Source organism: Hymenobacter metallilatus (assembly GCF_003944705.1).
Lineage (GTDB): Bacteria > Bacteroidota > Bacteroidia > Cytophagales > Hymenobacteraceae > Hymenobacter > Hymenobacter metallilatus.
In genome coordinates this window covers 254,753-273,005 of record NZ_RWIS01000005.1, presented here as the reverse complement: position 1 = coordinate 273,005, position 18,253 = coordinate 254,753, and the positions used below count along the sequence as shown (strand labels likewise).

The 18,253-nt window shown below is 59.3% G+C and carries 12 protein-coding genes and 1 tRNA gene; 6 read left to right on the top strand and 7 right to left on the bottom strand.

Features of this window, described 5'->3' with window-relative positions; all coding sequences use genetic code 11:
• Positions 1–102 precede the first annotated feature (102 nt).
• Positions 103–1,866 (bottom strand): urocanate hydratase, encoded by a 1,764-nt coding sequence (hutU, locus tag EI290_RS09900; protein WP_125429213.1) that lies wholly within the window; start codon positions 1,864–1,866, stop codon positions 103–105.
• 256 nt (positions 1,867–2,122) lie between these two features.
• On the opposite strand from hutU, the gene EI290_RS22435 reads away from it, so the two are divergent.
• A complete protein-coding gene (locus EI290_RS22435) occupies positions 2,123–2,269 on the top strand; it encodes a hypothetical protein (protein WP_185816933.1) in 147 nt (48 codons plus the stop codon).
• Positions 2,270–2,917: 648 nt separating this feature from the next.
• Here EI290_RS22435 and EI290_RS09895 read toward each other — a convergent pair.
• The 3 genes from EI290_RS09895 to EI290_RS09885 all read right to left on the bottom strand — a co-directional run bounded on the left by EI290_RS09895 (position 2,918) and on the right by EI290_RS09885 (position 6,607).
• A tRNA-Lys gene (locus EI290_RS09895) sits at positions 2,918–2,990 on the bottom strand.
• A gap of 492 nt (positions 2,991–3,482) precedes the next feature.
• Complete coding sequence (locus tag EI290_RS09890) at positions 3,483–5,222, bottom strand: M3 family oligoendopeptidase (protein WP_125429211.1); 1,740 nt, start codon at positions 5,220–5,222, stop codon at positions 3,483–3,485.
• A 275-nt stretch (positions 5,223–5,497) separates the two neighbouring features.
• Positions 5,498–6,607 (bottom strand): ferredoxin--NADP reductase, encoded by a 1,110-nt coding sequence (locus EI290_RS09885; RefSeq protein WP_125429209.1) that lies wholly within the window; start codon positions 6,605–6,607, stop codon positions 5,498–5,500.
• Positions 6,608–6,787: 180 nt separating this feature from the next.
• Here EI290_RS09885 and EI290_RS09880 point away from each other — a divergent pair, with 180 nt between their 5' ends.
• Entirely contained in the window at positions 6,788–7,513 is a 726-nt protein-coding gene (locus tag EI290_RS09880; RefSeq protein ID WP_125429207.1) for a peptidoglycan DD-metalloendopeptidase family protein, read from the top strand.
• An 80-nt stretch (positions 7,514–7,593) separates the two neighbouring features.
• Here the strand turns inward: EI290_RS09880 and EI290_RS09875 are convergent, their stop codons facing one another.
• Positions 7,594–8,808, bottom strand: a complete 1,215-nt coding sequence (locus tag EI290_RS09875; RefSeq protein WP_246008909.1) for an ABC transporter permease — start codon at positions 8,806–8,808, stop codon at positions 7,594–7,596.
• Positions 8,809–8,859: 51 nt separating this feature from the next.
• Between EI290_RS09875 and EI290_RS09870 the strand changes: the two genes are divergently transcribed.
• The 3 genes from EI290_RS09870 to EI290_RS09860 all read left to right on the top strand — a co-directional run bounded on the left by EI290_RS09870 (position 8,860) and on the right by EI290_RS09860 (position 11,689).
• A complete protein-coding gene (locus EI290_RS09870) occupies positions 8,860–10,128 on the top strand; it encodes an exo-beta-N-acetylmuramidase NamZ family protein (protein WP_185816932.1) in 1,269 nt (422 codons plus the stop codon).
• Between the two features lie 98 nt (positions 10,129–10,226).
• Positions 10,227–11,171, top strand: a complete 945-nt coding sequence (gene fmt / locus EI290_RS09865; protein ID WP_125429203.1) for a methionyl-tRNA formyltransferase — start codon at positions 10,227–10,229, stop codon at positions 11,169–11,171.
• Positions 11,172–11,203: 32 nt separating this feature from the next.
• A complete protein-coding gene (locus tag EI290_RS09860; RefSeq protein WP_125429201.1) occupies positions 11,204–11,689 on the top strand; it encodes a dihydrofolate reductase in 486 nt (161 codons plus the stop codon).
• Positions 11,690–11,794: 105 nt separating this feature from the next.
• Here the strand turns inward: EI290_RS09860 and porU2 are convergent, their stop codons facing one another.
• The gene (gene porU2, locus EI290_RS09855; protein WP_125429199.1) at positions 11,795–16,363 is read right to left on the bottom strand and encodes a putative type IX secretion system sortase PorU2; all 4,569 of its coding nucleotides are present in this window, start codon (positions 16,361–16,363) and stop codon (positions 11,795–11,797) included.
• Positions 16,364–16,450: 87 nt separating this feature from the next.
• Positions 16,451–17,548 carry a putative type IX sorting system protein PorV2 gene (locus EI290_RS09850; RefSeq protein WP_125429197.1) on the bottom strand — a complete coding sequence of 366 codons (1,098 nt, stop codon included), beginning with the start codon at positions 17,546–17,548 and terminating at the stop codon, positions 16,451–16,453.
• Positions 17,549–17,816: 268 nt separating this feature from the next.
• Here EI290_RS09850 and EI290_RS09845 point away from each other — a divergent pair, with 268 nt between their 5' ends.
• On the top strand, positions 17,817–18,224 hold the full coding sequence (locus tag EI290_RS09845) for a PadR family transcriptional regulator (protein WP_125429195.1): 408 nt from the start codon (positions 17,817–17,819) through the stop codon (positions 18,222–18,224).
• The last annotated feature ends 29 nt before the right edge of the window (positions 18,225–18,253 follow it).

Sequence of the window (18,253 nt, the reverse complement as noted above, 5' to 3'; positions counted from 1 at the left end):
GCTAGAGAGGTGACGACACACAGCAGCGAAATATTTCGGGAAAGCAACAGCGGCGACCAACGGAGTACTCCACCAAGCCGCCGCTGCACTGCTTATTGGTGCTTACTCCTGCCCCGGAATCTTCGCCCCACGCTCCTGGGCTACCTGCTGGGCCAGCTCGTAGCCGGCGTCGGCGTGGCGGAAGACGCCCATGCCGGGGTCGGTGGTGAGCACGCGGCGCAGGCGTTCGGCCTTTTCGGGGGTGCCGGTGGCCACGATGACCATGCCGGAGTGCGTGCTGTTGCCGATGCCCACGCCGCCGCCGTTGTGCAGGCTCACCCAGTCGGCGCCGGAGGCCGTGTTGGCCAGGGCGTTGAGCAGGGGCCAGTCGGCTACGGCGTCGGAGCCGTCCTTCATACCCTCGGTTTCGCGGTTGGGCGAGGCCACGGAGCCGCAGTCGAGGTGGTCCCGGCCGATGACGATGGGGGCCGATACTTCACCGCGGGCCACCAGGTCGTTGATGACCAGGCCGAACTTTTCCCGCTCCCCGTAGCCCAGCCAGCACACACGGGCGGGCAGACCGATGAAGGGCACCTTGGCCTGGGCCTTCTCGATCCAGCGGCGCAGCATCTGGTTGTCGGGGAAGGTTTCCAAGAGGGCGCGGTCGATGCGCAGGATGTCCTGCGGGTCGCCGCTGAGGGCCGCCCAGCGGAAGGGGCCTTTGCCCTCGCAGAACAGCGGGCGGATGTAGCCGGGCACGAAGCCGGGGTAGAGGAACTGCCCGTTCTCGTCGCGTACCTTGAGGCCGCCTTTTTCGGCCTGCCCGCGCAGGTTGTTGCCGTAGTCGAGGGCCACGGCCCCGCCGGCCTGCATGTCGATGATGGCCTGGCAATGCTTCACGATGGAGGCCAGGGCCTGGCGCTTAAACTCCTCGGGGTTGTCCTTGCGCAGCGCCAGCACCGCGTCCACGTCGCCCTCGGGGATGTAGTCCATCAGGTCGTGGGCGGAGGTCTGGTCGGTTACCACGTCGGCCTTGAAGCCGCGCTGCAGCAGCTCGGGCAGCACGGTGGCGGCGTTGCCGGTCAGGCCGATGCTCCAGCCTTTGCGCTCCTGTTTGTACCGGGCCATCAGCTCCAGGGCGTGGTCCAGGTCGCGGGCCTGCTCGTCCACGTAGCCTTCGCGCAGCTTCTGCTTCACGCGGGCGTCGATGGGCTCGATGACCAGGCACACGCCGTCGTTCATGCTCACGGCCAGCGGCTGCGCCCCCGACATGCCGCCCAGGCCGGCCGTAACGGTGACGGTGCCGGCCAGCGTGCCGCCGAAGTGCTTGTCGGCCACGGCGGCCAGGGTTTCGTAGGTGCCCTGCAGGATGCCCTGGGTGGCGATGTAAATCCAGGAGCCGGCCGTCATCTGCCCGTACATCATCAGGCCCAGGCGGTCCAGCTCGTCGAAGTACTCCTGGGTGCTCCAGGCGGGCACGATGTTGGAGTTGGCGATGAGCACGCGCGGGGCGTGGGCCCAGGTGCGCAGCACGCCCACGGCCTTACCCGACTGCACCAGCAGGGTTTCGTCGGCTTCCAGCTCCTTCAGGCTCTTGACGATGGTCTGGAACTCCTTCCAGTTGCGGGCCGCGCGGCCGGCGCCACCGTACACAATCAGCTCGTCGTACACCAAGCTCACGGCCGGGTCAAGGTTGTTTTCGAGCATACGCAGGGCCGCTTCGGCTTCCCAGGTTTTGCAGCGCAGCTCGTTGCCGTGCTGAGCCTTCACGGTTTCGGCGGGCTTGTACTCGTAGTACATGGGCCGCTGGGCGTGCTGGCGGGCGTCGGAGGATTTGCTGGTGGCTTCGAGGTTGAGCTCGGGGGTTTCGAGGGCGGAGTGCGACATGGGCGGGGCGGGAGGTAAGTAGGTAGGTTTGGAAGCCGGAAGTTATTGTTTTTTGCCTGGCTATGCAGTTGAAGCAGCCCGGATTGCCTGCCCTCAACTGCCCGCTTTCATCGGCAGAAATCTGGCTTAGCAGGCAAGTAAGCCCGGTTCATCTAATAATAATATAGGGTTGCTATACCAAGTTTTAGTTTTGCCGTATGAGTCGTCAGATCGGGGTAGCCCCCTCCGGCTTTCGACTTTTCGCCTTCTTCAACATATGCAGCGTTTCTCTACTCTTCTCCGCTTCCTGGTTCTCTTTCTGCTTCTGCTGGTAGGCGCAGCCAACCGCCACCAACAAACGCAACTCCAGTTTTCCGATACCGTATCGGCGCTGCTGCAGAGCGTGCCGTTATTCAAGGGCTAGCCGCAGCTGTTTCTTCCCGTTTTCTATCCGACGCAAAGCTCTGCTTTGCGTTTTGCTTTTGCAGCCGCCTCGGCTGCTCCGCACCCGCCGGTCAGAGGCCTGACCAGTACCCGGTTTTAGGCTCGAATGAGGCTTGTTCAACTAGTTGCAGCCGGCCCGACACCCCACTAGTCTTCTGAGCCCGTCCCCGGTTGGCAAAGCACTTGCTTTCCTATTGCTAACGTACTGACCCTGGTTATAACTTGCCTAGCATAAAGGAGTTGCGGCCGATTACTTTATATAGCCCCTGTTCTATTCAGGGTGGCCACCGACGATAAAACAGAATAATGCGGTTTTCATATAGTAGGTTTTATTTGCATATTGCCTTGGCAAATACACCTCCCGTTATGAGTGATATCCTGCAATTTCTGAAAGATGGCCTGCATTGGCTGGGCGACGTACTCCTCGATGGTTTGCTCGCCGACTTTTTTGCCTGGCTCAGCGACTGGCTGACTGCTTAATTCATAGTGGCAGCAGCGGCTACTTTCTGCTCAGTCAGGTCGTCACTGCTGCTACCTTCTGCCTGCTTACAGTGCAGGCAGAAAACGCCCTATCTCATAGGACTGTAAAAGAAAAAGCCCGTTTGCGCTAGGCAAACAGGCTTTAGAGTGATTCCGCTGGGATTCGAACCCAGGACCCATACATTAAAAGTGTATTGCTCTACCAGCTGAGCTACAGAATCATTTCCGTTCCAGTTGCGGGGGTGCTTTCTGGAAGGGAGTGCAAAAGTAGATGTCACTTTCTATATATGCAACCTCAGGCAGATTTTTCTGCCGTTTAACTTCGCTGCTACGCTTCAACTCCCTGACAGACAAGTCAAATATTTTTTTCTTCATTCTTCCTGTAGCGAGTTTGCACACGATGTGCGTGGGGCGTAGAGCCCCTGACACTTCGCGGCATGTAGGCCGCGCCGCTATTCCAGTTGTCATGCAATGAGGGGACGCGAGGTGTCGGAGCTCTACACCGTTCATAAACCGCTCTAGATTTTCACAGGTAGGTACACCATGTTTCTGCTGTAGGATGCAACCAACCGTACGGTTTCCGGATCATCCTCGTGCCAACTGCCCTATTCCTGTGTTTTCAGTTTGTGAAGAGTGCCTATCAGCCGCTATATTCAGCAGCACGGCCGACCAGTAACCTGGTCGGCCGTGCTGTTTACTGCGGAGTTGGCTGCCTAGAGTTTTGCCATTTCCTCCCGCACGAAATCGGCCAGAGTACGCAGGTAGTCAGTGCTGAAATCGAACCGGATGCCGGCGGCGGCATAAATCTCCCCGATAGGCGCCGTGTAGCCCAGAGCCAATGCCTGCTGGTAGCCCTGCAGTGCCGCCTGCGGATTCTGGCGAAAATTGCGCCATACGGCAATGGCTCCTAACTGTGCCATGGCGTATTCGATGTAGTAAAACGGCACTTCGTACAGATGAAGCTGCTTCTGCCAGAGGTAGGGCTTGATGTGCTCCAGGCCCTGCCAGCTCACCGTGCGCTGGTTGAACTCATCGAACAGCTCTACCCAGCGCTGGTGGCGCTGCTGCTCAGTATGGGCTGGATTCTCGTATATCCAGTGCTGAAACTTATCAATGGTGGCCACCCAAGGGAAGGTTTCCAGCACACTTTCCAAATGCGTTTTCTTGGCCCGGCGCAATTCTTCAGGGTTTGTGAAGAATACGTTCCAGTGGTCCATGCTGATGAGTTCCATACTCATGGACGCCAGCTCGGCTACTTCAGATGGCGGGTGCTTGTCGGCACCCAAAGGCAGGCGGCGGGTCAGGAAGCTATGCACCGCGTGGCCTCCCTCGTGTAGCATGGTTACCACGTCGCGCAGGGAACTGGTGGCATTCATGAAAATAAATGGCACTCCGGTTTCGTCCAGGGGGTAGTTATAGCCACCGGGAGCCTTGCCTTTACGGCTTTCCAGGTCGAGGTTGCCCATCTGGCGCATGGTGCGCAGGCACTGGCCCAGGAAGGGGTCGAGGCGGTCGAAAACGGTTACTGTTTTTTCCAGCAGCTCCTCTCCGGTATCGAAAGGCCGCAGGGGCGCTTCACCGGAAGGATCCACATCCAGGTCCCAGGGGCGCAGCTCATTCAATCCCAGGTCCTGACGGCGCTCCAGGTCCAGGTCGTCGATGAGGGGCACCACGGTTTCCCGGATGGCCTGGTGAAAGTGCATGGTATCCTGGGGCGTATAGTCGAAGCGCCCCAGAGCGGCAAACATATAGTCGCGGAAGTTGGCGAAGCCAGCGTTTACCGCTACCTGGTGGCGCAGCCCAATCAGGCTGGTAAACAGCTCATCGAGGGGCTTAGCATCCTGCAGGCGCCGCTCCTGAATGGCGCGCCAGGCCGTTTCACGCACAGTCCGGTCGGGATTTTTCAGCCGGTCGGCGGCGCGGGGCAAGGTCATTTCCTCCCCGTCCAGGGTAACCGTCATGGCCCCGGCAATGGCGGCGTACTGCTGCTGCTGGGTGCTGATTTCAGTTTTGAGCGGAATATTTTCGGCCCGGTAAATGTCCAGGGCCTGCTTCACCGAGCGGATAAATACCCGGTACCGGGCGGGGTCCAGCTCCGGCAGAAACGCCGAGGCCATCATCTTCTCGTTGAGGGCGTGGTCATAAGGTGCCACGTTGGGCTCAATCTCACTCACGAAGTATTGAAACGCTTCGCTACGGCCCTGGTCCTGGGTGTCGCAGGTCATGCGGATATAGCGCCAGGCCAGGTCTTCGCTGAGTACTGCTTCCAGCTCCGAGCGGTTGAGCAGCCACTGCTCCAGCTCAGCCCCGGAATGAATGGCCCGGTCGCGGAGCTCCACGAAATAGGGCTCAATGGTAGCCCAATCGGTTACGGTGAAGGACTCGGGCAAAAAATGCCGCGCCGGCCGCTGGGTATCAGTCGCCAGGTCGGCCGCGGGTGCGGAGTAAGTCATAGGAAAGGGAAAAACAGCAAGAACAACACCTGGTGGCAGGCCCAAGAGCATGATACCCCAAATAAGGGGGGCAGGTTGGCGTAAACGGAAAACTTTCTGCGCAGCAGCCGGCCAGTTAGGGCAGCGGCCGGCCAGAAACCGTGCCAGAGCCCTTACCTGATAAATTGGCAGAAGCTCGACCGGATTACCCTGCAAAAAGCAAAAAGCCGCCGGCAACAAATAGTCCGGCGGCTTTTTTTTATGCAGAATATACGCGGTTGCCAATGCAGCAACGCTTAGTCTACTTCAATTACCACGTCGTTGGTGAGTGGGTGGCCTACGCAAATGAGTACATAACCCTGCTTCATTTCAGAATCGGAGAGGCCTTCCCGCTCATCCAGATGCACTTTGCCGGAAATACACTTGCCCCGGCAGGCCGTACACAGACCGGCCTGGCAGCTGTAGGGCAGGTCAATATCCTGGTTCAGGGCGGCTTCGAGAATGGTCTGGCTGGGCTCTACTACAAACTGGTACTCGGAGCCTTCATACTGCACCGTAACGGTACGGGCCACTACTTTGCCATCATCCTCGGCCGCCGACACGTCGCCGTGGCCGTTGGGCTGGCTGGCCGCTGTTTCTGCCGACTCGGCGGCGGCCACGAAACTCTCGCGGCGGATGCGGCTGGCTGGTACGCCCAACAGCTCCAGGGCCGCCTGGGCCTCTACCATCATACCCTCGGGGCCACACAGGAAATACTCAGCCTGCGGGGCCGGCAACCGGTGGCGCTGCTCCAGAATGCGCAGCAGCGTGGTACGGTTGAGGCGACCGGTATGCTTATGCTCCGCCGAGGGCCGCAGGGGCTGGCTGAAAACGTGCTCCACCTGTAAGCGCCCCGGGTACTGCTGCTCCAGCTGCTGCAGCTGTCGGCCAAAGATGACGGAATCCTCGTTGCGGTTACCGTATACCAGCAGCACCTGGCTTTGGGGCTCTTCGCGCAACGTGGCCTTCAGCATACTCATGAGCGGGGTGATGCCCGAGCCGGCCCCCACCAGCACAACGGAGCGGGCCGAGCCGGGCTGGGGCATGAGCGTGAAGTTGCCCAACGGGGCCATCACCTCCACCTGCTGCCCTACCCGTACGGTATCGAGCAGGTGGTTGCTGACCAAGCCTCCGGGCACGCGCTTCACTGTTACGGCCAGGCGCGGCGCTTCGTGGGGGGTACTGCTGAGCGAGTAGGCCCGGCGCTCCTTCTTACCGCCGGGGCCACAGGGCAGAATCAGGGTCAGGAACTGGCCGGGCTGGCTGGCAATAAGCTGGCGGCTGGGGTGCTCGAAGTGAATGGTGACGGCGTCCGGGGTTTCCTGGGTTAGCTCAACTACGTTCAGCGTCAGGTAAGGGCTACTCATATCGGGGAGATGAAAATCGGGCAAAAGCAAACAGGCCGCAAAAATACAGGATTATGTAGCGCAGGAAGTAGCTTGCCGGTGGTATAGATTTTTGGGATTACGTTGACGAGCAGTAAAACGCTCCGTTGGCCCATCTATTCCGTATGATTCTCTTTTCTTTTTCTGTATTTCTCTTCCTAAATGCCTGCTTCCACTCCCACCCCACCGGCTGCCACCTCATTGGCGGCGCTGCTGGAGCGTCACCAGCACGAGTTCGGCCCGGTGCTACCCGTTGACCTGAATGCCGCCGATGTGGCCCGCCTCGATTTTAGCGCCACCAACCCTGCCCTGCAGCACGCCGATTTGCGCGATACGGCGGCATTCGAAGAACTGGTGAGCCGCCTGCTCGAAGCCCAGGATGCCCGCATCGGCGTGGGCGGCTACCTAGAAAACCGCGTGATTTACCGCCGCAGCCCCGGCCTGTTCGGCGACCCGAGCGTACCGGCCCGGTCCCTGCACCTGGGCGTGGATGTATGGCTACGGGCCGGCACGCCGGTGCTGGCCCCGCTGGCTGCCGTGGTGCATAGCGTGCAGGATAACAACCACTTCGGCGACTATGGGCCCACCGTTATTTTGGAGCACCGCCTCGAAGACACCCCGTTCTACACCCTCTACGGTCACCTCGGCCGCCGCGAAACGCTCCTGCTGCGCCCCGGTATGCGCCTCGACCAGGGCGACACCTTCGCGGAAGTGGGGCCCGCTCCCGAAAACGGCGACTGGCCGCCTCACCTGCATTTTCAGCTCATAGCCGACCTACTAGGTTATTCCGGCGACTTTCCCGGTGTGGGGCTGGTGGCCGAGCGGGAGAAATGGGCGGCGCTGTGCCCTGATCCGAACCTGGTTTTGCAGAGCAGGTGGCTGGAGTAGACTCCCCTGATGCAGTTATATAAAAAGGCCCGCGGTGTGGAACAGCGGGCCTTTTTCGCGGGAAGTTCAAGCCGCTACGCTTAATCAAACTTAATGGCCACCACCGGCTTGATGCGCGAAATCAGGTAGGTCGGAATCAGTACGGCCAGCAACGACGTGAGGAAGGTGGCGGCATTCAGCACCACAATGATGGTAAGGTCCCAGTGAATCGGCACCCGGTCCATGTAGTAATTCTCGGGGTCGAGGGGAATAGGGTGAAAGAAGTACTGGATTGCGCAGAACCCTAACCCAATGATGTTGCCGTAGAGCATGCCGCGCACCGTCAGGCTCAGGCCCCGGAAGAAGAACATGCTCCGGATCTGGTTATCGGTAGCCCCAATGGCCTTGAGCACCCCAATCATGTTGGTGCGCTCCAGAATCATGATAAAAATGGTGGCTACCATGTTAAACGTCGCCACGAAGATGATCAGAATCAGGAAGATGACCACGTTGCGGTTCAGCAGCTGCAGCCAGTCGAAGAGTTGGGCATATTGCTCCGTAATCTTGTCCAGCTTCAGGTCGTAGCGCAGATTCTCGTAGATGTTGTCGGCCACGGGGTCGAGGCGGTTGAAGTCGCGCAGGGTCACTTCCATGCCACCCACCAGCGAGTCGGGCCAGGCATTGAGCTGGCGGATCTGGCCAATGTCGCCGATGACGTAGGCCTCATCAAACTCATCGAGGCCGGTCTGGTAGATGCCGCTGACGGTGAACTGCCGCACCCGGGGCGGGTTTTGAATAAAGTAGAACAACGCTTTGTCGCCGGGCTTGAGGCGCAGCTTATCGGCCACCTTGCGGGACAGCAGGATGTCGTTGCTGGCCGCCGTATCCGTGAAGCTGATGAATTTACCAGCCACCAGGTTCTGGCGCATCGGCGACTTGCTGGCCTTCTCGTCAATGCCCTTCAGCACCACGCCCAATACTTCATCCTTGGTTTTGATGATGGCCGTTTTGCGGGCAAAGGGCTGCATGGATACAACCTGGGAGTTGCCGCGCAGTTCCTGCACCAGCCGGGGGCCGGCAATGGGCTCTACTTCCAGCGAATTGTTGGTATCGTACTTGCTGATTTGCAAGTGGGAGCCAAACGAGAAAATCTTGTTCTGAATTTCGTTGCGAAATCCCTCCAGAATAGCAAACGACACCACCATCACCGCCAAACCCATGGCAATGCTGATGATGGCTATCTTTGTCACCGACGAGGTAAACGAACCTGCATCGGCCCCGTCAATCTTGTTAGATATGTACTGCGAGACGTTCACTGGCGTAAAGCTAGATGAATCCCGGTAGTTTCCCATCCTTCCCGCCCGCCTATGTACTCCTTCCTGCCCACAGGCTTGCTCAGCCTGTCCCTGCTCTTTACCGATTGTACCCGTCCGCCCCAGGCAGCCCCGTCGGCCTCAGCGCCTGCGCCCCGCCCGGAGGCTCCGCTGCAGCAAACTGTAGCTTCGCCGCCCCAGGTACTGCTGCCGGCAGCAGCCAGCAGCCTGAAAATGGGGGCTGAGCAGTTTGACAAATATTTGCCGCTGCTGAAGGGCAAGCGGGTGGCGGTGGTAGTAAACCAGACGGCCCGGGTAGGCAAGGCTTTCCTGGTGGATACGCTGCTGGCCAAAGGCGTGGGAGTACAGGTCATTTTTGGGCCGGAACACGGATTTCGGGGCGAAGCGGCCGACGGGGCTACCATCAAGGATGGCAAAGATGCCCGCAGCGGCCTGCCCGCGCTGAGCTTATACGGCGCCACCAAAAAACCGACGCCCGAAATGCTCAAGGATATTGACGTGCTGGTGTTCGACATCCAGGACGTGGGCGCGCGCTTCTATACCTTTATCAGCACCATGCATTATGTAATGGAGGCCGCCGCTGAACAGAACAAGCAGGTCATCATCCTGGACCGGCCCAACCCCAATGGCTGGTACGTGGACGGACCGGTACTGGAGCCAGCGTTTAAAACCTTCGTGGGTATGCACCCCATTCCGGTGGTACACGGCCTCACGGTAGGCGAGCTGGCCCGCATGATCAACGGCGAAAAGTGGCTGGCCGGGGGCAGGCAGTGCCAGCTAACGGTTATTCCGGTGGCCGGCTACACCCACAGCACCCGCTACGATTTGCCGGAGCGCCCCTCCCCCAACCTGCCCACTCCGCACTCGGTAGCGCTATATCCCAGTCTGTGTTTATTTGAAGGCACCGATGTGAGCGTGGGCCGGGGTACGGCCATGCCATTCGAGGTGATTGGCGCGCCCACTCAGCCCAGCACCCGCCCTTTCAGCTTCACGCCCACCCCCAACTCCGGCTCTACCTCCCCACCCCAGAACGGTAAGCGCTGCTATGGCCAGGATTTGCGCCAGGTGGGGGATGTTGGCTTTACCCTGAAATACCTGCTCGATTATTACCAGCAAAGCACCAACAAGGAGAAATTCTTCCTCTCCGACCGGGGCTTTGACCGGCTGATAGGCAATGCCACCGTGCGTCAGCAAATCATGGCCGGCAAGTCGGAAGCGGAAATCCGCCAGGGCTGGGAGCCGGGGCTAACGGCATACAAGACCATGCGCAAGAAGTACCTGCTGTACCCAGACTTTAAGTAATGCCTAACGACTGTAGCCTGCAGAGGACGCAGAACTGTTCCGGAACGACCCTGCGCTAAATACTGCGCCCTCTGCGGGCTATACAACACCAGAACGATATGCTGAATATCATTTTCATGGGTACCCCCGAGTTTGCGGTGCCGACGCTGGAAGCGTTGCTGGGCTGGAATGGGTGCCGGGTGGTGGCCGTACTTACGGCCCCCGACAAGCCCGCGGGCCGGGGCCGGCAACTACAAGGCTCAGCCGTGAAGCAGGCTGCCGAAGCACACGGCTTACCGGTGCTGCAACCCACCAACCTGAAAGACCCCGCTTTCCAGGCCGAGCTGAAAGGCTATGCTGCCGATTTGCAGGTGGTGGTAGCCTTCCGGATGCTGCCTGAAGCGGTGTGGAGTATGCCACGGCTGGGCTCCATCAACATTCATGCTTCGTTGCTGCCGCAGTACCGGGGCGCGGCGCCCATTAACTGGGCCCTTATCCACGGCGACACCCAAACGGGCGTGACCAGCTTCTTTCTGCGGCACGAAATTGATACCGGCAACCTCATCTACCAGGATACTGTGGACATTGCTCCGGAGGATGATTTTGGCTCATTGTACGAAAAGCTGAAGGTGGCTGGCGCGGCGCTGGCGCTACGCTCGGTACAGGCCATTGCGGCCGGTGAGGCACCCAGCATTCCGCAACAGAACCTGCCGGAGCTGCGGCCCGCCCCCAAGCTATCCAAAGAAACGGGCCGCCTCGATTTCAGCCACTCAGCGCCGGCGCTGGCGAACTTGGTACGGGGCCTCTCTCCCATTCCCACAGCCTTTACCCAGCTGCCCGACGGCCGTACGCTCAAATTATTTAAGGCTCAACCTCTTGACGATGAAGAGGCCAGCGGCCCCGACCGGGGCGGTATCGGGCGCTGGCACACCGATGGCCGAACCTACCTGCGCGTACAAACTGCCAATGGGTTACTGGATGTGCTGGATGTGCAGCTGGAAGGGAAGAAGCGGATGCCCATCCGGGATTTTTTACGGGGCTTCGATGTAAAGCTGCTAGCCTAACTCACTTCCTCACCATCTCACCCTCTTGCCGCATGACCGCACTTGTAGTAGCTGTAGCTGATAACGGCGTTATTGGGGGCGAAAACCGCCTGCTCTGGCACTTACCGCTGGACCTGAAGCACTTTAAGCAGCTCACCCAGGGCCACCCGATTATCATGGGGCGCAGGACGTACGAGAGTATCGGCCGGCCCTTACCCAACCGCCGCAACATTGTGGTAACCCGGCAAGCTGGTTGGCAGGCCGAAGGGTGCGAAACGGCAGCCTCCGTACCCCAGGCCCTGGAAATGGCCCACACCTCCGACGAGCAAATTTTTGTGATTGGAGGCGGAGAAATCTACCGCCAGGCGCTGCCTGCCGCCGATGTGGTATACCTCACCGAAGTACATCATGCCTTTGAAGGCGACGTGACCTTTCCTGACCTCACGGCCAGTGAGTGGCGCGAGGAAACCCGCCAACGCCACGAGCCGGATGAAAAGCACGCCTACCCTTTCAGCTTCGTAACGCTCCGGCGGCGCTGACAGTAACCTGGTGAAATAGAGAGCGGGGGAGTTTGATGTTCAATCTGGGCCGGCCATGCCGTCAGAACATCAAACTCCCCCGCTCTCTATTTCATTAACTCACCGCTACCGAAGCAGCACCAGCTTGCCCCAGTCCTTCTTGAAAGCCCGGTCCCCGCTGGTGGCCCGCTGCTTGAACTGGTTGTCGGGGTCGTCGAGCACCACACGGTAGAGGTAGGTGCCGTTGGCCAGCCGGTCGCCGTAGTCGTCGGTGCCATCCCAGGCATACTCCGTGATGTTGTTGCCGATGCGGAGCGGGCCCAGGTCAGCCATCATGATTTCCTTCACAACCCGTCCCGTGAGGCTCACAATCTGAATTTTCATGTTGCGCGGCAGCGTAGCGCCAGTGAGCGTAAACACGAATTTCGTTTTGCTGGTAACTGGGTTGGGGTATGGGAACACATTGGTAATGGTTGATTCGGAAATCACCTCAAAGGTGATGCGGTACGGCTCGGTTCCAGCCAGATTACCCGAGCCATCTTTACCCTGCACCTCCAGCGTGTATACGCCCGGCGCGAGCGGGGCCGTGTTGCCGGGCCGGTAGGTAAGCACGGCCGTACCCTTGGCCGAGTCGGCCACAAACTCAATACCAGCCGCGTTCAGGTCTACGGTGGTAGCGGAGCTGCTACCCGGCCGGGTCAGCGACAGAATAAAGTTGGACCGGTTGCGGATGGGTTGCAGGCGGTCAATATCCCGCAGCTGCACGCTAATTATGGGCTGCGGCGACACAATTTCGCCATTAAGCAGATGGCGTCCATCAAACGCCACATCCAGCACCGGAGGCGTATCGTTGTTGGCTACCTCGAAGGGCGGCAGCGTCAGCTCGTTGTTAAAGTAGTATTGCTCGGGCTGGCGACGGGGGTTGAGCACCACCTGCCCCGAGAGGGTGCCGTACAGGCCGCGTACATCCAGGGTTACTGCGTAGTTTTTCTGGGTATGCGCCGTGAGGGCCGTGCCGGCCAGCTGGTAATATCGCTCCCGCGGAGCCCCGGAGCCGCTGGTACGCACCACAATGTAGCCTACCAGCGGAGCCGTGAAATCGAAATCGGCTACGTTCTGGAAGGTCACCGGAATGGTGAGAGTACCCGTTTGCTGGGCCTGCTGCGTAAGGCTGGCAGCAGTAAGCGGCGTAGCTGAGGGCCGCACCACGCCTTCCGGGATGCCCTGGTAAGTGATGAGCCACTGCTCCAGTTGGGGCGTCTGTCCCGCAGTGGTTTCCCGCAGCACTGCCTGCAGCTGCAGATACGGGTACTGCCTGGCCGAAACATTGCGGAGCGCCAGCGCCCGGTTGGTTACGTTGCTATTGAGCACAGTGGTTGCCCCCAGCGTGTCGATACCCAGCAGCCGAAGCGTGTACTGGCCCGTGGGGCTGGTCCGGATGGTATGATACAGCGTTTCCCACTGCCGGGCCGGACCAATACGGGTAGAGGTAATGGTGGCTTCCTGCGTGCTGCCACTATAGCTCCACTGCCCCCCCGGCACGGCCACCTCAATACCGCTCCGCTCGTTGCGGCGGAACTGGCCGGGGTGGCTCTGCGACCAGCCGCCCTGCGTGCGACCATTGAGGATGCGGAAGGAGCTGGTAGCCCAGTCGGCGCTTTCGTCGCCCTGCGGAACCGTGAGGCGCACCCGCCAATACCACACCACCGAGTCGCGGTTGGCCAGGGCAGGGAGCGTAGGCTGCCACTCGGGCACCATTACGGCGTTGATTTTGATGCGCTGCACCAGCGGGCTGTTAAACGTCTGCACCGTATCGGCCTCCAGGTCGAAGTCGCGGGCCGTTAGGGTGGGAACGTTGCTCTGGGCCACCAGCCGCACAGCCCGGGAGCCCATAATGGCAAACTCCGGCGGACTGAGCGTAGTAACGCCCCCGGTCAGGAAAGTGTAGTTCAGCGTGGCCCGGTTGTTCGTCTCGTCCGATTCGGCAATGAGATTATCGGAGTCAAGATCCACTTGGAAAATGTTGGCCCCAGCTACACTGCCGGCGGCCGGGTTGGTCAGGCTTAGGGTGTAGGTGGTGTCCTGCCGGGCTTGAGGCACCGTGAAGTTACTGACCAGCGTAGTGCTGCCAAAGGTGCGCGTCACCCGAATTCGGAGTGGGCCCGTAGTTATCCGGCCGGGGTTACTTACGCCCAGCTTCAGGCTGAAAGATGCCCCGGCCGTAGCCGGTACCACCCCGGGCGAAACCTGCAGGCGAGCATCTGCCGTCTGAAAGTCCGGCAGTAGCGGCGAGAACAGCTTCAGCGCCGGGTCGCCCTGCCAGATAGTGTTCATCAGCATGGCTTTTTTTGACTCCGATGGCCCTCCTATCTGTAACCGCCGGATGACTTCCTGCTGGACTTCAGCTACTGGTTTTCCATACCACGAATTATCCGCAAACAGCAGCTTCACCATTTCGGTGTGCATCTCGTGCAGCTCATTATCAAAGCTCAAATCCGAATCGGATAAAAAGCCTATTATCCCTTTGTCTTCAGCCAACAGGTAGTCTTCGCCGCCGAATGAGCCATACCCAGTAAAGGCATTACCAGCGGAACAACCACTTATGTACCAGACAGGGTATTTTCCTTTGTTCAAAAACCCATTTGTTGCATCATTTATCTTGGCAACATTCCACGCCAGATACAGCGGGTGCCCGTGACCGAAGTAGGAAATAAAGCCAACCCCGGCATTAAAATCAGGCGCCAGATTCAGGGGTGGCGTATCACCAGGAACAGTACCAGGATAGGTAGCCCTACGGTAGAGCTTTACTACCTGTCCAGCAAAAGGCGGCTTTTGCACATAGGTAGCATACTGATTGACGAAGCCGGTAAACAGTTGGTCCTCCGTCGGGTTTTTGCTACCTACCATATGCAGAACGTTTTTCCGCCAAGACGCAAAGCCCAGGGCTTCGTGCTCCTTTAGTTTGTTCAAGTAATACAAGACCTGCTGCGGCTGGCGGGCGGATATGCGCCCAGTAATCATGCGAGGTCTGTAGTCACCGCTTTGCCAGTCGGCTGTAAAAAAGATATCTGACGCCCCGCGGGTACTGGTTGGAACCAAGTCCCGTACCACAGCCGTGTCGGGAGTTGCTTGGCCACCAACGCATTCATTGCGGAAGCGAGTTGGCTCCTGACGAAAATACCGGCCGCAGAACTCCCCCGTATTTAAGCCTTTCCCCAGCAGCAGCAAGGACTGTGGGCGGTTGCTACCGGCCAGCATCCATTGGGCAAACTGCCGAACGCCCAACGCTGACTTTTCGCCGTAGTGGAACTGGTCGTAGAGCTGCTCGGAGGTTACCACCAATGTATCCCAACTACCTCCTGGAGCCGAAGCCCGGTACGCAGCATAGGCCCGCACGGCATTGGGCACGGTTACTGTGCCGCTCGTTGCAGGTTTCATCAGTACCCGGCTGGTTACGATGATAAAGTTGTGCGCCGCGGGCGAAATGTTGCGGAAGAAAACCCGCTTGGGAGCCCCTGGTACCAGAGCCCGGTCGGCATCGGCCAGTAACAGGTTGCGGGTGCGGCCGTTGGCGCTGCTAAATACAAAGTTGCGCTGGGTGGCCGTAGCTCCGGCCTGTCCCTCTACTCGTAGTGTATTATAGGGGTCGGTTACATCGTAGCCACGTACAGTAGCCGGAATGGAATCCAGCTGATAATAAGCCGGACCGGCCAGCGTAGAGTCGTTGGAAAAGAACAACTGGGTCTGCCGCTGCGGCCACCGGCTGTTTTCGGCGTAAGTAATGCGCACATACGCTACCCGTGCCCGGTCGCCCTTCAGTTGGTTGGAAGTAATGCCCAGCAACTGCTTTACTACGAGAGTGACCCGGCCATTTGCTCCTCTATCGGATGGCAATAAGGCATAGGAGCCACGAGCATAGTCGAAGTTGGAATACGAGAGCGTGCCTAACACACGGGAACCTCCGCCGGGCAGGGCAACGCTTATTTGGGAGCTGTGCTGGGCAGTCGTTTGCCCTACCACCTGAATATCAGCCCGCATACCCTGCGCGCTGGTAGTTACCCTCCAAATGGAATCAACCGGGAACTGGGTTTCGTTAGCACCAAAATCAGTGCTAAAAAAGCCCTCCCCGCGCTCCGCCCAGGGTTGGTAAGTGTTAGCTTCGTCGTTGATGACGTTGTAGCGAAACGACTGCACCCGTAACGCTTTCCGAATGCGGCTGGCGTGGGGCGTGCCAGTGGCAGCCGGGTTGCTTTGCCCCATGCGCTTGCCGGCCAGGGTGTTTGACCACGTCAGAAAGTATGAGGCTGTATCAGTGAATAGGCTGTAATATGGCTGGGCCTGATCGGCGGGCGTCAGGAACATGCCTTTATCTAACGCCCCGTCGTTGCGCTGTCCGAAAAACTCGATAAAGGTGCTGTTGTCCAGCGCCGTGGTGTTGCCGCCCACGTGAATGGCTACCTCCTTGCCCCGCCGCCAGAGCTGGAGGCGCTGCGGGTTCACGCCGCTGATACCGGCCCGCTGCAGGTATTGATAATCGAGGCGGTAAAGCCCGTCGCGGGCCACTTTAATTTTGTAGTACTGCTGCCCCGGCACAATCCACTCGTTGCCATAGGGGCCCGACTGAGCCCGCGCGGCGGCGGAACTCAGCAGGGTAAGCAGCACCAGTAACCATAGTTTCTGGTAAGTCTGTTTCATATGCTATATACAGTTGACAATTACTGGTTACTGGTTGTCAGGCAGTAGTTGCTGGCAGCTGATAACTGACAACCAGCAACTACTACCCTATTTGATGCCGTAGCCCAACGATACGATGATGGAGGTGGGCTGGCTGCGTTGACCCAGTTTTTCCACGGCCAGGCGCGTGAGAGCCATATCGAGGCGCAGGCCGCTCAGGGCCAGGCCTACGCCCAGGCTGGGCTGCACCTTCCACTCCTCCTTGCCCGTGAACGACTGCACCTGCTGCAGGTTGCCCACGCCCCCGCGCAGATATACCAGTTGCTTGTAGCCCAGTTCCAGGCCAGCGCGTGGATCTACGCTCACGGCGCTGCTCGACACCAGCGTGTTGCGCTGCCCATCGGTGCTGATTTCCACATCGAAGGCGGGCAGGGCCGTGAATTCGCCGGGCAGCTTGAACAGGCGGCTGGCCCCCAGCACAAACAGCGGCAGGGTAATTTCGGTGCTGCTCTTGGGCAGCTCATCCAGGGCGTTGGCTGAGCCTTTGAACTCTTCCGGATGAATGGTCCAGGCGTTGTAGGTGGTGGTAATGTCGCGGGCCATCAGGGCCAGGCGCCAGTCGTTGCGGCGGTACTGCACGCCCGCATCCACCCCAAAGCCAATGGCGTTGGCGAAGGAGCCGATGTTGCGGTAAATCAGCTTGGCATTGGCCCCCACCTGCAGGCCTTCCACGTTGCCAATCTGGCGGGCATAAGACAAAAGCAGGGCATAATCGGCCACCGAGAAGTAGCGGATGTTGTTGTAGTCGATGTAGCCGTACTCGTTTACCAGGTTGCGGGTATCGGCAATATCATCCACGCCCAGCCGGATCAGGCTCACGCCCAGGGCGCTCTTGTCGTCGAGCTTCATGCCGAAGCCGGCGTAATCGTTTTTCACGATGCCCGAAAACAGCTCGGAGTGCATCAGCACGCCGTCATACTTGGTTTTCTGATTTACTAGCCCAGCGGGGTTCCAGTAGCCGGCCGTAGCATCGTCGGCCAGACTTACCTGCACTTTGCCCATGCCGAGGGCCCGGCCCCCTACCCCGATATTGAGGAATTCGTTGCTGTACTTGGGCGTCTTGTCCTGGGCCAGCGCGGGTGCGGCGGCCAGCACGCTCAGGCCAACGCCCACGAGCAGGGCGGCACTACGGGAGATGTGGAGCATAAAGGATGTAATCAGATAGAAAGCCGGAAAAGTTGCGGGAACGAGCCTGAAACGCAAGATACTCATTAATAGTGCGAGCCGACGCCAGCTTCTCGGCGAAATGCCCTTCACGCCTTCTTGAGCACGTTTTTGTTCGCCCGGTTAGCAGCAAAGCCTTCCTGGTGCCAGTGCAAAACCGTCCCGCAAAAAAAATTTTATCAGGTACCTTGTGTTACATAGTACCTTCTATTATATTTGTCTCATTCTTCACCGATATCTGCCTCAGCCCATGAAAGTCGAGAACACCCAAGTGCAGATGCGGAAGGGCATCCTGGAGTTCTGCATTCTGGAAATCATTGCCCGCGGCGAGGTGTATGCGTCCGATATGCTCGAAGAGTTGACTTCTGCCCGCATGATTGTGGTGGAAGGCACGCTCTACCCGCTGCTAACCCGCCTCAAAAACGCGGGCCTGCTGGACTACACCTGGAAGGAGTCCACCTCCGGCCCGCCCCGCAAGTACTACACCCTCACCGCCGACGGCCAGGAGTTTCTGCATCAGCTGCGCCTGACCTGGGAGGAAGTCCAGGATTCCATCCGCATCATCCGCCAGAAGCCGCGCAATCCGGATGCGGTTTCGCCCGCTGGCCTCGAGGTGGCTCCTCCGGATGCCCCCTCCGCCCCGGACCCGCTGCTGTAGCCCCGCGCAGCCGCCCCCTACCAGTTATT

Bases quoted from the DNA above. Each gene is read 5' to 3' on its own strand.
- EI290_RS09845 (WP_125429195.1), top strand. From the start codon at position 17,817: ATGAAAGTCGAGAACACCCAAGTGCAGATGCGGAAGGGCATCCTGGAG.
- EI290_RS22435 (WP_185816933.1), top strand. From the start codon at position 2,123: ATGCAGCGTTTCTCTACTCTTCTCCGCTTCCTGGTTCTCTTTCTGCTT.
- EI290_RS09870 (WP_185816932.1), top strand. From the start codon at position 8,860: ATGTACTCCTTCCTGCCCACAGGCTTGCTCAGCCTGTCCCTGCTCTTT.
- fmt (WP_125429203.1), top strand. From the start codon at position 10,227: ATGCTGAATATCATTTTCATGGGTACCCCCGAGTTTGCGGTGCCGACG.
- EI290_RS09850 (WP_125429197.1), bottom strand. From the start codon at position 17,548: ATGCTCCACATCTCCCGTAGTGCCGCCCTGCTCGTGGGCGTTGGCCTG.
- EI290_RS09860 (WP_125429201.1), top strand. From the start codon at position 11,204: ATGACCGCACTTGTAGTAGCTGTAGCTGATAACGGCGTTATTGGGGGC.
- porU2 (WP_125429199.1), bottom strand. From the start codon at position 16,363: ATGAAACAGACTTACCAGAAACTATGGTTACTGGTGCTGCTTACCCTG.
- EI290_RS09880 (WP_125429207.1), top strand. From the start codon at position 6,788: ATGCCTGCTTCCACTCCCACCCCACCGGCTGCCACCTCATTGGCGGCG.
- hutU (WP_125429213.1), bottom strand. From the start codon at position 1,866: ATGTCGCACTCCGCCCTCGAAACCCCCGAGCTCAACCTCGAAGCCACC.
- EI290_RS09885 (WP_125429209.1), bottom strand. From the start codon at position 6,607: ATGAGTAGCCCTTACCTGACGCTGAACGTAGTTGAGCTAACCCAGGAA.
- EI290_RS09890 (WP_125429211.1), bottom strand. From the start codon at position 5,222: ATGACTTACTCCGCACCCGCGGCCGACCTGGCGACTGATACCCAGCGG.